Raw genomic sequence first — 13,757 nt, forward strand, 5'->3', positions numbered from 1 at the left:
GTGTTCGAGGGCGTGGACTTCACCCTGCACGCGGGCCAACGCATCGGGCTCTTCGGCCCCAACGGCTGCGGCAAGACCACCCTGCTTTCCGTGATGATGGGCCTTTTGCCCGCAAACGGGGGCGAGGTGCTCTTCGAGGACCGTCCCATGCACAGCGAGGCGGACTTCGGTTTGCTGCGGCGCGGCATCGGCCTGCTGCTGCAGAACGCGGACGACCAGATCCTTTTTCCCACCGTGCTCGACGACGTGGCCTTCGGCCCGCTGAACCTTGGCTTTTCGCCCGCCGAGGCCGCGGACGAGGCGCGCGCAGCCCTGGCCTTCGTGGGACTCACGGACTTCGAAGACCGGCTGACGCACCGGCTCTCCGGCGGAGAAAAAAAACTCGTCACCCTGGCCGGGGTGCTGGCCATGCGGCCCAAGGCCCTGCTCCTGGACGAGCCGACGAGCAGCCTGGACCCGTCAACGCGCCACAGGCTCATCCACATTCTGGAGCACCTGGACGCGGCCGTGCTCACGGTTTCGCACGACTGGGACTTCCTGAACCTCGTGTCCGACACCTTCTTCACCATCGACGGCACAAGGCTGGTGCGCGAGGCCGCGGCCGAGCTGCACTGGCACGCCCACGCCCACCCGCACCCGGAACAGCCCCACTAGTTCCCGCCGCGAGTTGACAGCGCCTTTCCCCACAGGCTAAGGCCTTAAATGGCCGATTCATGTCGCTGATAACAAAAGCCAAAGGAATTCCCATGCGCCTCGTGACCCGTTCGGACTTCGATGGTCTTGTTTGCTCGGTGCTGCTCAAGGAGCTTGGGCTCATCGACGACTATCTCTTCGCCCATCCGAAGGACCTGCAGGACGGCCTCATCACGGTGACGGAGAACGACATCCTGGCCAACGTGCCCTACGTGCCCGGCTGCGGCATGTGGTTCGACCACCACACCAGCGAAATGACGCGCCTGGGCAAGGACCTTGTGTTCAAAGGCGCCAGCAAGGCCAACAAGAGCTGCGCCCGCGTCATCTGGGAATATTTCGACGGCGAGAAGAAACTGCCCAAGCACCTGCACGCCATGCTGGAGGCCGTGGACAAGGTGGACAGCGCCACCCTGACCCCGCAGGAGATCTCCGAGCCCAAAGGCTGGATTCTGCTCGGCTTCATCATGGACCCGCGCACGGGCCTGGGCCGGTTCAAGGACTTCCGCGTGAGCAATTACCAGCTCATGCTTGACATGATCGACTACTGCCGCACCATGAAGGCCGAGGAGATCCTGAAACTGCCCGATGTGGTTGAGCGTGTGGAGGTATACCATGAGCAGGTCCGCCTCTTTGTGGACATGCTGCGCAGGAACTCCACCGCGCACGAGAACCTCATCCTCACCGATCTGCGCGGCGAGGACCTCATTTACGCGGGCAACCGCTTCCTGGTGTACACCCTGTTCCTCAAGTGCAACATCAGCATGCAGGTCATGTGGGGCGTGCGCAAACAGAACGTGGTCATCACCGTGGGCCACAGCGTGCTGAAGCGCAACTGCAAGACCAACGTTGGCAGGCTGCTGCTGGAGTACGGCGGCGGCGGCCACGACAAGGTAGGCACCTGCCAGGTGCCCACGGAGCGCGCCGAGGAAGTCATCAAGGCTCTGGCCGCCAGCATCATCGCCGCAGGCTAGGGATTCCCCCTACAGAGCGGCCTACAAATCCGCCAGCACCCTCCGGATCTTCTCCGTATGGGAGTCGTAATACGCCGCCGCAAAGCTGCGCAGGGTCTTCTCGCAGGTCTTGGGCTCGGGCAAATCCGGCGCGCGCCACAGCTTCAGCGAGGCGAAGTCCAGAGGCACGAACTGCATGCCCTTGTCCAGACTCTCGGCCCCCAGGGCGTTGGTGATGGCCCCCTGTCCAGGCGCCTCCACGGTGCTGATGCTGCGGGCGTACTGCAGCACCGAGGACGCGGGCATGTCCGCGTTCAGCTTGGCGATGCGTTCGTTCAGGCTGCGCCCCAGGCGCTCCACCTGGGCGTAATGCAGGCTCATGCGCTTGCGGCCCTTGAGCTCCGGGTCGTCCTCGTACTCGCCCAGCATGTAGACTTGGCAGGCGTGGTGCACTTCCGCATAGGCCAGCTGCACGAGCTTCACATAACGCGTGGAAGGCAGAAGGGCGAAGGGCAGGCTGTCTGGCCGCCAGGTACGCGAGCCGGACTGCCCCTGGGCCTCAGGAAAGCAGGGGGGAAGGCCCAGGGCCGCGAACAGGGCGTCCTCGCCCTCTGGTCCCAGCAGCAGCGAGCGCAGAAAAAACACACGGGCGAAAACTTTTGCCGCCAGGGCGCGCAGTTCCTCGGCCCGCAACAGGAAGTCGTCGTGCTGGTCCTCCAGCGCCTTGCGCGCGCCAAAGAAGGTGCCCGCCATCTCGGAGAGCACTTCGCCTTCAAGGGCGACCGCCAGGGATTTATACCGGTCCACGCACGCCTCGCATGTTTCTTTGATCCATATTGACGGTACGCCAATCCCCCTTGCCGCGCAACGTGTTCACGCGCCAGGAAAAGCCAGGCGCCAAGCGCCTTGCCCCGCCCGGCACGACAATGTACTGTGCCAGCGCAGAAGAAATCCCCAAGCCTCAAGGAAATCCATGCAGCCTAAGACCCTGTGCTTTTTCAACACCAACGGCCCCTGGGGCGGCGGCGAGCACTGGCATTGCCAGAACGCCCTGCTCGCACGCGATCGGGGCTACCGCGTGTGCGTGGTGGCCAAGCAGGGCGGGGAGCTGGCGCGACGCCTGGCGGACGAGCCGGGCATCCGGCTGTTCACGCCGGACCTGGGCGGCATGTCCTTCCTGAATCCTCTGACCATGGCGGGCCTGGTGCACTTCTTCCGGCGCGAGGCCGTGGACGCCGTGCTGCTGTGCCTGCCGCGCGACGTGAAGGCCGGCGGCGTGGCGGCAAAGCTGGCGGGCGTACCCGACATCATCTACCGCCGGGGCATCGCCGTGCCTGTGCGCGACCGCTTTTTGAACCGCCTGCTCTTCGGCCGCGTGCTCACCAAGCTCATCGTCAATTCCGAGGAGACCCGGCGCTGCGTTTTGGCAGAGAATCCGCATCTCATCGCGCCGGAGCGCATCCACCTCATCTACAACGGCTTCGACACGGCTGAATTCGACGCGAGACCAAGCATGCCCCTTGTGCCGCGCAGGCCGGGCGAGCTGGTCATCGGCACCGCCGGGCGGCTCACCGAGCAGAAGGGGCAGCACCTGCTCCTTGAGGCCGCCGCGCTCTTGAAGGACACGGCCCCGCCCTTCCGGCTGCTCATCGCGGGCACGGGGGAGCTGGAGGCCGAACTGAGGGCCCAGACGACGCGCCTGGGGCTAGAGGACCGCGTGGAGTTCCTGGGCTTCGTGCAGGACATGAAGGCCTTCCACCAGAGTATCGACATCTTCGCCCTGCCCTCCCTGTGGGAAGGCTTCGGCTTCGTGCTGGCCGAAGCCATGACCATGCGCCTGCCCGTGGCGGCCTTCGCCGTCAGCAGCATCCCGGAAGTGGTGGAGCACGGCGTCACCGGTCTGCTGTGCGCGCCGGAAACGCACGCCCTGGCGCACAACCTGCGAGAGCTTCTGAATGATGCGACCTTGCGTGCACGCATGGGCGCCGCGGGCCGCGCGCGCGTGTTGGAACGCTTCGACCTGGTCCACGCCTTTGACGGAGTGGAGGCCTGTCTGCGGGCCTCCAGCGTCCGCAAAAGCTGACCTTTGCGGATTATTTCATGCTTCGTGATTTTTTCTGTGTCTTTTTGTTGACAAGCGAAGCAGAGCGGGGGTAGAAGGCCACCTCGCACGTCGGGATGTAGCGCAGCCTGGTAGCGCACCTGAATGGGGTTCAGGGGGCCGGAGGTTCAACTCCTCTCATCCCGACCACTCGACGAGCCAAGGGGTCACTGGAAACAGTGACCCCTTTTTCGTTGGCCTGGCGCGCCGGTCTGATTTAGCGACATGGCGCCAGCCCCAGGAGCCAGCGTCTGCGTGCCAGCTAGCCGCCGTTCAGGCGCTGGCGGATGCGGTCCACCACGGCGAGGGCGTTCACGGGCTTGTAGAAGATGTCCTCGTCCACCATGCCGAGCTTCTGAAGCGTTGGCGGCAGCAGAAAATCCACCGAACCCGTATGCACGATGAAGCGTCGGCACAGGCCCGTTGCCGCGGCTTCCTCAATGAAGCGCGCCCCGTTCATGCCCGGCAGGCGCAAGTCCACCACGCACAGGTCCATGGGACGCATGCGCAGCTGTTCCAGGGCTTCTTCACCGCTGCCGGCCCCTTGCAGCTCGAACTCGTCATACTCGCTCAGAAAATCAAGCAGCAGCTCACGCACCCGCTCCTCGTCGTCGATGACAAGAATCGTCCTTGAGGCTTCAGTCACTGTTCGCCTCCTCAACCTCGGCTGGCAATTCTATGTGGAAGGTCGTGCCCTGGCCCGGTGTGGAGCTTGCCCACATCTTGCCCCGATGCCCCTTGGTGATGATGAAATACGAAACCGCAAGGCCGAGCCCTGTACCCACTCCGGGCGGCTTGGTAGTGAAGAAGGGCTCGAAAATCTTGCCTAAAATGTCCTTGCTCATGCCTGGTCCATTATCTGAAACTTCCAACCGCACGCCACCGTCGACAGCCCGCAGCCTGATCTCTATCCTTGGTTTCGCAGGTGGCGCGTCGGCCATGGCCATGGCCTGGGCCGCGTTGCGCAGCAGGTTCAGCACCACCTGCTCAAGCTCCGTCTCCGTGCAGTTGCAGCGGGGCAACTCCGACTCGAGGTCCATAACCATCTCAATCCGCTTGAAGTCGTAGGCCTTTTTCAAGTCATAGTCCGAGGAGGCCAGAAACACCGCCTGTTCGATGATCCGGGGCAGATCACATACGCTGCGGCGTGACTCGCTGCGACGGCTGAAGTTGAGCATGTTTCGGATAATGCCCGAGGCGCGCAGGGCCGCGCTCTGGATGTCCTCCAGAAACACATCAAGTTTGCGCTGCTTCAGGTATTGCTGCAAAAGCCCCATGTCGAGACCGAGCGCGGCGGCGGTCTCCTGGTTCTTCCTCTGCTCCGGGCTGGTGCGCTGGATGAGGTTCTGCACGGCCTGGTGCACGATGCCCAAGGGGTTGTTGATCTCGTGGGCGATGCCTGCGGCCAGGCTGCCTATGGACATCATCTTCTCCGACTGGATGAGCAACTCCTGCATTCTGCGCTGCTCGGTGATGTCGTGGATGACGCTGATGTAGCAATGCTCTCCGGAGACGGTCACCTCGCGCGAGGAATTGACCACCCGCCGCAGTTCCCCGTCCTTGCGGCACAGCAGCATCTCGAAATTCAGCACCGAACCTTCCGCCTCGAGCCGCTGCCGGAACTCCGCGCGCACGCTCGGCTCGCCCCAGACGATGAGGCTCGTGATCGGCTGTCCGAGGGAATCCTCACGCCGCTGGCCGGTCACTGTCTCAAAGGCTGCGTTGGCGTCGATGAGGACGTTGTCGGACACGCGGATGAAGAAAATGCACTCTGGGGCCATCTCAAAAATGCGCGAGAACTTCTCCTCGCTCTGGCGCAGGCGTTCTTCCGCCATCTTGCGCTCCGAGATGTCCACGATGATGCCGATGAGTCCGCCTGCGCCGCCATCTGCCTGCCGGAAGCCGGAAACCGAATAGAGGGTGTCATGGATCTTGCCGTCCGCAAAGGGAATGGCCATCTCCCGGTGCACCTGGCGGTCCTCCGCGATGACGGCCTCGTCCTCGGCCTGGTACAGCAGGCGATCTTCCAGAGGGAGGTATTCCAAATCCACCACCCGCTTGCCAATGAGCTCCGCGCGCCGGACGCCGAAGCAATCCTCGTAGGCGCGGTTGAAGCCGAGAAAGCGCGAATCCCGACCTTTATAGAACATTGCATAAGGTATGGTCTCGAGTAGCGCTTCCTGAAAGGCCAGTTGGTCGGCCAGGCGCAGTTCCAGAGACTTGCGCTCGGTGATGTCGCGGAACATCCAGATGCGGCCGTAGGACTTGCCGTCGTCTCCCAGCACGGGCGCGGTGTAGCGGTCCAGTTGCATCCCGTTCGAGAAGCCGATCTCATCGCGTCCAATCATGCGCGGGTCCTGGTACAAGCGCTCCACCGAACCGAGAAAATCCTCTTTCCGGCTGACCTGGGCGGACACATATTCCAGAACCGGGACGTCGTCGGCCGCATCCAGCAGGGCTCGCGGCACCTTGAACAGCTCGGCGAAGCGCCGGTTGGCCAGCAGAATCCGGCGCTGATCGTCCACCACCAGCAAACCGTCCAGGGTCGCGTCCACCATGGCTTCCAGCATGGCCGTCTTTTCGCGCAGGCTGGCTTCCGCACGGCGGATCTCGGAAATGTCACGCCCTTCGGCGATAAGGATCTTTACGGAGCCATCGGCCTCTATGAGCGGCGACAGGGAAAAATCCATCTGTACTCGCCGGCACTCGGCATCAAGGCTGACGACCTCGCGTCGGACCACCCCCCCGGCCAGCACAGTGACCAGATCCGCCCGCAGGAGTCTTTCCGCCTCATCGCGGTCTGGCCACCAGTGGCAGTCCCAGAATGTCCGCCCCAGCATCTCCGGCAGGCTGCAGCCGGAAAAGGCCAGGGCGTTCTTGTTGATCTGCACGATGCGCCCGCCGGTATCCAGCAGAGTGCATAGCTGAAAGGTCTGGTCAAAGGCTGCCTTGGCCATGTGCTCACTGCGGCGCAGTTCCTCCTGCACATCCTTGAGCTTCTGAATGTCCAGGTTCAGCCCGATGATTCGGCTCGGCCTGCCCGAGCCATCCCAAGCCACAGCACGGCCCTTGCCGAGCACCCAGCGCCACGTGCCGTCCGCATGTCGCATGCGGAACTCGGCCTCGTACAGTCCGTGTCCGTCCGACTCGCAATAGGCGGTGATGGCCTGCGAGGCTCCGGCCAGATCATCCGGGTGCAGAAGCCCCTTCCAGGCGTCCAGGGTGTTTTCCACGGAACCCGGCCTTCTGCCGAGCATGGCGAACCACTGGTTGGTGTAATAGTGCGCGCCCGTGATCGGATACAGTTCCCAAACCCCGCCCTTGGTGGCGTCCAGGGCGAGTTCAAGGCGTTCAGTCTGCTCCTGCAGCTCACGTTGGGCCGCGCCCAGGCTGCGGACCTTCTCGTCCAACCTGCGTTTGAGGAGATAACTGATGCCGGCCAAGCATATGAGCAGCAGCACGACGAAGCTCGCCGCAAGCTTCAGCAGGTTCAGGTTCTCGCGACTCATCCCCCCCTGCCCGCCAAGGGGCATCCAACTCTTGCGGGAGGCCTCGATGTCCGCTGGCGGAATGGCGGCCAGGGCCTTGCGCACAGCACTTAGAAGCAGGGGATATTTGCGGCTTACGCAAATGCCGAGGGGGAACACGGCGTCCAGGCTGCCCGCCACGCGCAGGTTCGTCAAACCGTCACGGTCAATGTAGTAGGAGGAGGTGGCAAGGTTGTCCACAAAGGCATCCGCCACGCCGAAAGACACGTCGCGCAGGCCTTCTCGCACGCTGCCCACCGGCACGACAGTGAACTGCCCATCTCCGTGCCGCCGCACGTAGCTCTCTGTCATGTAGCCGGAAACGACCGCAACGCGTCGGCCCTTGAGGCTCGTCCAGTCGACGGGCCCGCCATCGAAGCTCTTGGCGGTAGTGATGATGGCCATGGGGAGAGTTATGTACGGTGCCGTGCAGGCGGCATAGGACTCGCGCTCGGGCGTGCTGGCCATCCCGGCGTTCAGGTACGCTTTCCCGCTTTCCAGATCCCTGAGGAACGCGTTCCAATCATTGGTCGGGGCTTTCCTGAAGGTTACGCCGAGCAAGATCTCAAGCTTGGCAACGATATCCGCGCCCATGCCCGCGTAACGGCCTTCGTCATCCAGGAATTCGATGGGCGGGAACGAGGCGTCATAGGTGAGGGCGATGGAGTCGCGGTGCGCATCCAGCCACTGTCTTTCTTCCGGGCTAAGCTCCAGGATTGGCGCCGCCAGCCCCCTTCCTACGCCACCGGCCAGGGTACACAGGGCAAGAAGCAGCGCAATAAGTGTGCGTCTCAAGCGGGCCTCCCTGTACGTCTCGTGCGGAGTTGCCGCGATGCTACCCGACATCCTCGGTACGTACAAGAGGCGGCACATGATGCATAAGAACGGCTCACTCGACCCCGATGTCCTCGTTCCAAACCTCCGGCCGCGCCGCGATGAATCCGCCAAGCAGTTCGCGGCAGGCGGCGCTCTTCATGTCCACCACCTTCACGCCGTTGCGCCGCAGCCAAGCCACACCGCCCTGGAATGTTTCGCTCTCGCCCACCACCACGGTGCCGATGCCGAACTGCCGCACCAGGCCGGAGCAGTACCAGCACGGGGCCAGGGTGGTGACCATTATGGTGTCGCGGTAGCTCGTTCTGCGGCCAGCGGCGCGGAAGGCTGCGGTTTCCGCATGGATCGCCGGGTCATTGTCCTGCACGCGGCGGTTGTGGCCGCGGCCCAGCAGCACGCCTGCGGAATCGAACAAGGCCGCGCCGATGGGCACGCCGCCCTCGGACAGCCCTTTGCGGGCTTCTTCAAGCGCCACTTCAAGCATGCGTACATATTCTTTCCGGACCATGGGTGCTCCCAGCATCAGGTTTTACCGTTACTTGCCTGGATTTGAATCGACTTATGCCACAGGTTAGCATTCACTTCCCGACCTTGCAACATAACCCGAAACTTTCAGGCATCATTGCTTTTGACAGACCCCGCCTGACGCATATATGGTTCGGGACTACTGAATAATCACCTCCGGCCTTTCCGGGGGAGTCAAGGAGCGCGCCATGGAGCAGTTTCCCAGAGTCCACAGACTTCCGCCGTACGTGTTCGCCCAGGTCAACGAGCTGAAAATGAAGATGCGCCATCAGGGCGCAGACATCGTCGACCTCGGCATGGGCAACCCGGACCTGCCCACTCCCCAGCACATCGTGGAAAAGCTCATGGAGGCTTCGCAGAAGTCCACCAACCACCGCTACAGCGCATCCAAGGGCATCAAGGGCCTCCGCCTCGCCATCGCCAACTGGTACCTGCGCCGCTTCGGCGTCGAGCTGGACCACGACCAGGAGGTCGTCGTCACCATGGGCGCCAAGGAAGGCCTGGCGCACCTCGCGCTGGTCATGCTCTCCCCCGGCGACGTGGTCTTCGCGCCGGATCCCTCCTACCCCATCCACCCCTATGCGGCCATCATCGCCGGTGCGGACGTGCGCCGCATTCCCATGGGCAAGGGACGCGACTTCCTTGAGGATCTCCAGATCGCCGTAAAGCAGACCTGGCCCAAGCCCAAGCTCCTGGTGGTGAACTATCCCCACAACCCGACGACCATCTGCGCGGACGTGGACTATTTCCAGAAGATCGTGGACTTCGCCAAAGAAAACGGCATGTACGTCATCAACGACCTGGCGTACGCGGACTTCACCTACGACGGTTACGTGGCCCCCAGCTTCCTGCAGGCCAAGGGCGCCAAGGATGTGGCCGTCGAGTTCTTCTCCCTGACCAAGAGCTATTCCATGGCCGGCTGGCGCGTGGGCTTCTGCGTGGGCAACCGCGACATGGTCCAGGCCCTGACGCGCATCAAGAGCTATCTGGACTACGGCATCTTCCAGCCCATCCAGATCGCTGCCTGCACGGCCTTGAACGGCCCGCAGGAATGCGTGCGCGAGATCATGGACGTGCACCAGGACCGCCGCGACGCCCTCATCGAGGGCCTTTCCCGCGCGGGCTGGGAAGTGGAGCCGCCCAAGGCCACCATGTTCGTCTGGGCCGAAATCCCCGACGAATTCAAGCACCTGGGCAGCGTGGAATTCTCCAAGCTGCTGCTGCGCGAGGCCGAGGTGGCCGTTTCGCCGGGCCTTGGCTTCGGCAATTATGGCGACGACCACGTGCGCTTCGCCCTGGTGGAAAACCGCCACCGCATCAACCAGGCCACGAGAAACCTGAAGAAGTTCTTCGGAAAATAAGGATAACGAATGAATACGCTGCGCCTCGGACTCGCCGGATTCGGCACGGTCGGCTCAGGGCTCGCCCAGATTCTGCACGAAAACCGCGAGATCATCCTCGCCCGCACGGGGCGCGCTGTCGCCATCACCACCGTGCTCGTGCGCGATCTGACCAAGAAGCGCGCCGTGGCCACCGGACCCGAGGTGCGCTTCACCGCCAACCCGGACGACCTGCTTTCGTCCGAGGTGGACGTCGTGGTGGAGCTCATGGGCGGGGTCGACCTGGCCCGTGAGCTCATCACCCGCGCGCTGAACGCGGGCAAACACGTGGTGACGGCCAACAAGCACCTGCTGGCCCTGCACGGGCCGGAGCTCTCCGCCCTGGCGGCCGAGAAAGGCCTGGGCCTGTTCTACGAGGCCAGCGTGGCCGGAGGCGTGCCCATTGTGCAGGCCCTGCGCGAGAGCCTGGGAGCCAACCGCATCGAGCGGCTCACGGGCATAATGAACGGCACGGCCAACTACATCCTCTCCGAGATGACCACAAACCATCTGGAGTTCGAGACGGCCCTGAAGCAGGCCCAGGAACTGGGCTATGCCGAGGCCGACCCGACCTTCGACATCGAGGGCTTCGACACCGCGCACAAGCTCGTGGTGCTCATCCGCCTAGCCTACGGGCGGGACTTCCCGCTCTCCAGCCTGCCGGTGCGCGGCATCACCCAGGTGACGGGGCTCGACATCGAGTTCGCCCGCGAGTTCGGCTACCGCATCAAGCTGCTGGCCCAGGCGAGAGAGGTGGACGGCAAGATCGCGGCCAGCGTGGAGCCCACCCTGGTGAACCACAAGTTCCTGCTGGCGCGCGTGGGCGGCAACTACAATGCCGTGCGCGTGGAAGGCAACGCGGTTGGGCCCATCATGCTGCACGGCCAGGGCGCTGGCTCGCTGCCCACGGGCAGCGCGGTCATGGCCGATGTCATGGCCCTGTGCCGGGGCCTGAACAGCCCCTGCGCCAGCTTCGACAACACCGGCTTCGGCAACAAGCCCCTGCCCCCGGCGGACATCCTGCCCTCCTCGGAATGCGTGTCCCTGCACTACTTCCGCTTCTCGGTGACGGACCGGCCGGGCGTGCTGGCGGCCATCGCCAAGACCATGGCCGAGCACGGCATCTCCATCGCCCAGGCGGTGCAGAAGGGCGACCACAAGGCCCCGGAAGTGGCCATCGTGTTCCTGACGCACGAGGCCAAGGCCAGCGCCGTGGCCGAAACCATCCGCGCCATCGACGCCATGCCCTTCACCGTGCGGCCCACGGTGCACCTTCCCATCCTGTAGCCAAAGCGGCCCACGCGCACACGCAGGCGGACACAGCATGAAGCTTCTTTTCCTCATCGCCGACGGCATGGGCGGCTGGGCGGGCGAGCATCCGGGCGGCAAGACCTGTCTGGAGGCCGCGGCCACGCCCCTCATGGACGAAATGGCCAGAACCGGCACCGTGGGCACCTGCCAGACCGTGCCCGAAGGCATGGCCCCGGGCTCGGACGTGGCCAACATGTCGCTGCTGGGCTTCAATCCGGCCAAGCACCACACCGGGCGCGGGCCCATAGAGGCGGCGGCCCAGGGGCTCAGCCTCGATCCCGACGACCTGGTGTGGCGCATGAACCTGGTGAACCTGACCGAGCTTTCGCCCCAGGGCGACATGCTCGACTATTCCTCCGGGCACATCACCACCGAGGTCTCGGCCCCGCTGGTGGCGGACCTGCAAGCCCACCTGGGCGACGAGACCTTCCAGTTCCACCCCGGCGTGCAGTACCGACACCTGCTGGTGCACAAGGGCGGCGCCAAGGAGGAAGAGGCGGACCTCAGGATCAACCCGCCCCACGACATCACCGGCAAGCCCATATACGCCGACATGCGCCAGTTCTCGCGCTCGGCCCGCATGTGGGATCTGCTGTTCCTGGCCGCAGAGCGCCTGGAGCGCACGGCCGGGCACACCAAGGCCAAGTCCATCTGGCCCTGGGGCCAAGGCCGCCCGCTCATCCTGCCTGCGTTCAAGGACGCCTTCGGCCTCGACGGCGCCGTGATCTCCGCCGTGGATCTGGTGCGCGGCCTGGGGCGCGCGGCGGGCATGGAGGTCATCCAGGTGCCGGGCGCCACAGGGCTCATCGACACCAACTATCAGGGCAAGGTGGATGCGGCGCTCAAGTATCTGGAGCGCGGCGACTTCGCCTTCGTGCATCTGGAAGGCCCGGACGAGTGCGGCCACGCGGGCAACGCCGCGGAAAAGGCCGAGGCCATCTCCCGCTTCGATGCGCGCGTGGTGGCCCCGCTTAAAAAGGCCCTGGCCGGACAGGATGTGGCCTTCGTGATCACCTGCGACCACTTTACGCCCATTGCCGAAAAGACGCACACGCCGGACGCGGTGCCCTTCCTGCTCTGGCGCGAGGGCGGCGAGGAGAATGGTCTGACGGCCTTCACCGAGGCCCAGGCGCGCGGCACCGGCCTGGTGGTCGAGACCGGGCATGAGCTCATGTCCTGGGTGCTGCACCAGCTGCGCTAGGCGCGCCCAAAGGAACATCCATGGACTTCCCCAAAGAGTTCCCGGCCAACGGCACCTGGTACGCGCACCGCGTGTCCTATGGCGAGACAGACGCCATGGGCGTGCTCTACTATGGTGAATACCTGCACATTTTCGAGCGTGCGCGCGGCCAGTTCCTGCGCGAGCGCGGCATGGGCTACAACCTCGTGGAGGAGCGCGGCATCCTTTTGCCCGTACGCGAGGCCTGGTGCCGCTACCGCGTGCCCGCCCGCTACGACGACCTGCTCTGGGTGCACTGCGGCGTGGCCGAATGGCGCAGGGCCAGCATGCTCATCGTGTACGAGTTTTGGAACGAGGACAAATCAAAGCTCACCGCCCAGGGCTACACCGAGCACCCCATGGTGAACCCGCAGGGCAAGCCCGTGGCCGTGCCGGGCTGGTTCCGTGAAGTGTGCGAAAACGCGCCGAACATGGAACCCGGCGCCGCATCCAACCGCCCGGAAGGACAGCAGTAAGCACTCCCCCGCTTCATTTTCCTTGCCCCTCCCTGTATGCAGGCGTATGTGAACTCCCGCCACATCAGCAGGAGTTCCCTCAGTGTTCACCGACACGCATACCCATGTCTTTCATCCCAAAATAGCCGAAAAGGCCATCGCCCAGCTGCACAGCCACTACGGCATCCACCCGCAGGGCACCGGCGTGCTGGATGATCTCCTCGCCCGCGCCGACAACGCTGGCATTGGACGCGTGGTGGTGCACACCGCCGCCACAGATCCCTCGCAGGTCATCCCGGCCAACAACTGGGCCATGGACATGGAGCGCCAGTCAACACGCGTCACGGCCTTCGGCACCCTGCACCCGGACTACGCCGAGCCTGAGAAGGAGCTTGCGCGCCTGCGCAAGGCGGGCATTACTGGGCTCAAATTCCATCCTGATTTCCAGGGCTTTTTCCTCGACGCCCCCAAGTTCTACGCCCTCATGGAGATCATCGGCGACGACTGGACGCTCATGATCCACGTGGGCGACACCCTGCCGCCGGAAAAGAATCCTTCCTGCCCGCTGAAGATGGCCAAACTGCGCCACGCCTTCCCCGGCCCCAGGCTCATCGCGGCACATCTGGGCGGCTTCAGCCACTGGAAGTTCGCCGTGGAGCATCTGGCCGGGCTGGACGTTTTCTTCGACACCTCAAGCTCCCTGTCCTTCATCGACGACGACACCCTGCGCGAACTCATCGCCAAACACCCGGCCGAGCAACTG

Annotated in this window: 12 protein-coding genes and 1 tRNA gene; 9 read left to right on the forward strand and 4 right to left on the reverse strand. The window is 64.1% G+C overall.

Annotation, left to right across the window (positions count from 1 at the left end; translation table 11 throughout):
* Together VN419_RS05415 and VN419_RS05420 are read left to right on the forward strand one after the other, a co-directional pair.
* Positions 1-654: energy-coupling factor ABC transporter ATP-binding protein (locus tag VN419_RS05415; protein ID WP_414652918.1), on the forward strand; the 654-nt coding region annotated here is incomplete at its 5' end.
* A gap of 92 nt (positions 655-746) precedes the next feature.
* Positions 747-1,664, forward strand: coding sequence for an exopolyphosphatase (locus VN419_RS05420; RefSeq protein ID WP_325645253.1), 918 nt, complete (start codon positions 747-749; stop codon positions 1,662-1,664).
* A gap of 21 nt (positions 1,665-1,685) precedes the next feature.
* On the opposite strand, the gene VN419_RS05425 is transcribed toward VN419_RS05420, so the two are convergent.
* Positions 1,686-2,450, reverse strand: a complete 765-nt coding sequence (locus tag VN419_RS05425) for a hypothetical protein (protein WP_325645255.1) — start codon at positions 2,448-2,450, stop codon at positions 1,686-1,688.
* A gap of 166 nt (positions 2,451-2,616) precedes the next feature.
* Here VN419_RS05425 and VN419_RS05430 point away from each other — a divergent pair, with 166 nt between their 5' ends.
* Together VN419_RS05430 and VN419_RS05435 are read left to right on the forward strand one after the other, a co-directional pair.
* Positions 2,617-3,726: a glycosyltransferase family 4 protein gene (locus VN419_RS05430; RefSeq protein ID WP_325645257.1), complete on the forward strand. Its 1,110-nt coding sequence runs from the start codon at positions 2,617-2,619 to the stop codon at positions 3,724-3,726.
* A gap of 91 nt (positions 3,727-3,817) precedes the next feature.
* A tRNA-Pro gene (locus VN419_RS05435) sits at positions 3,818-3,894 on the forward strand.
* A 112-nt stretch (positions 3,895-4,006) separates the two neighbouring features.
* Here the strand turns inward: VN419_RS05435 and VN419_RS05440 are convergent.
* The 3 genes from VN419_RS05440 to VN419_RS05450 all read right to left on the reverse strand — a co-directional run bounded on the left by VN419_RS05440 (position 4,007) and on the right by VN419_RS05450 (position 8,613).
* Positions 4,007-4,390: a response regulator gene (locus tag VN419_RS05440; protein WP_325645259.1), complete on the reverse strand. Its 384-nt coding sequence runs from the start codon at positions 4,388-4,390 to the stop codon at positions 4,007-4,009.
* Positions 4,383-8,066 (reverse strand): PAS domain S-box protein, encoded by a 3,684-nt coding sequence (locus VN419_RS05445; protein ID WP_325645261.1) that lies wholly within the window; start codon positions 8,064-8,066, stop codon positions 4,383-4,385. The genes VN419_RS05440 and VN419_RS05445 overlap by 8 nt, the downstream gene beginning before the upstream one ends.
* A gap of 94 nt (positions 8,067-8,160) precedes the next feature.
* Positions 8,161-8,613 carry a nucleoside deaminase gene (locus VN419_RS05450; protein WP_325645263.1) on the reverse strand — a complete coding sequence of 151 codons (453 nt, stop codon included), beginning with the start codon at positions 8,611-8,613 and terminating at the stop codon, positions 8,161-8,163.
* A 205-nt stretch (positions 8,614-8,818) separates the two neighbouring features.
* Between VN419_RS05450 and VN419_RS05455 the strand changes: the two genes are divergently transcribed.
* The 5 genes from VN419_RS05455 to VN419_RS05475 form a co-directional block, all read left to right on the forward strand.
* The gene (locus tag VN419_RS05455; RefSeq protein WP_325645265.1) at positions 8,819-9,991 is read left to right on the forward strand and encodes an aminotransferase class I/II-fold pyridoxal phosphate-dependent enzyme; all 1,173 of its coding nucleotides are present in this window, start codon (positions 8,819-8,821) and stop codon (positions 9,989-9,991) included.
* A 9-nt stretch (positions 9,992-10,000) separates the two neighbouring features.
* Positions 10,001-11,296, forward strand: a complete 1,296-nt coding sequence (locus VN419_RS05460) for a homoserine dehydrogenase (RefSeq protein ID WP_325645267.1) — start codon at positions 10,001-10,003, stop codon at positions 11,294-11,296.
* 37 nt (positions 11,297-11,333) lie between these two features.
* Complete coding sequence (locus tag VN419_RS05465; protein WP_325645270.1) at positions 11,334-12,521, forward strand: cofactor-independent phosphoglycerate mutase; 1,188 nt, start codon at positions 11,334-11,336, stop codon at positions 12,519-12,521.
* Between the two features lie 20 nt (positions 12,522-12,541).
* On the forward strand, positions 12,542-13,015 hold the full coding sequence (locus VN419_RS05470; protein WP_325645272.1) for a thioesterase family protein: 474 nt from the start codon (positions 12,542-12,544) through the stop codon (positions 13,013-13,015).
* Positions 13,016-13,097: 82 nt separating this feature from the next.
* Positions 13,098-13,757: amidohydrolase family protein (locus tag VN419_RS05475; protein ID WP_325645274.1), on the forward strand; the 660-nt coding region annotated here is incomplete at its 3' end.

Origin of the sequence: Humidesulfovibrio sp. (assembly GCF_035560995.1) — a bacterium.
In the GTDB taxonomy this organism is placed as follows: domain Bacteria; phylum Desulfobacterota; class Desulfovibrionia; order Desulfovibrionales; family Desulfovibrionaceae; genus Humidesulfovibrio.

Coding starts and splice junctions, on each gene's coding strand:
- VN419_RS05420 (WP_325645253.1), top strand. CDS start 747: ATGCGCCTCGTGACCCGTTCGGACTTCGATGGTCTTGTTTGCTCGGTG.
- VN419_RS05430 (WP_325645257.1), top strand. CDS start 2,617: ATGCAGCCTAAGACCCTGTGCTTTTTCAACACCAACGGCCCCTGGGGC.
- VN419_RS05450 (WP_325645263.1), bottom strand. CDS start 8,613: ATGGTCCGGAAAGAATATGTACGCATGCTTGAAGTGGCGCTTGAAGAA.
- VN419_RS05455 (WP_325645265.1), top strand. CDS start 8,819: ATGGAGCAGTTTCCCAGAGTCCACAGACTTCCGCCGTACGTGTTCGCC.
- VN419_RS05460 (WP_325645267.1), top strand. CDS start 10,001: ATGAATACGCTGCGCCTCGGACTCGCCGGATTCGGCACGGTCGGCTCA.
- VN419_RS05465 (WP_325645270.1), top strand. CDS start 11,334: ATGAAGCTTCTTTTCCTCATCGCCGACGGCATGGGCGGCTGGGCGGGC.
- VN419_RS05470 (WP_325645272.1), top strand. CDS start 12,542: ATGGACTTCCCCAAAGAGTTCCCGGCCAACGGCACCTGGTACGCGCAC.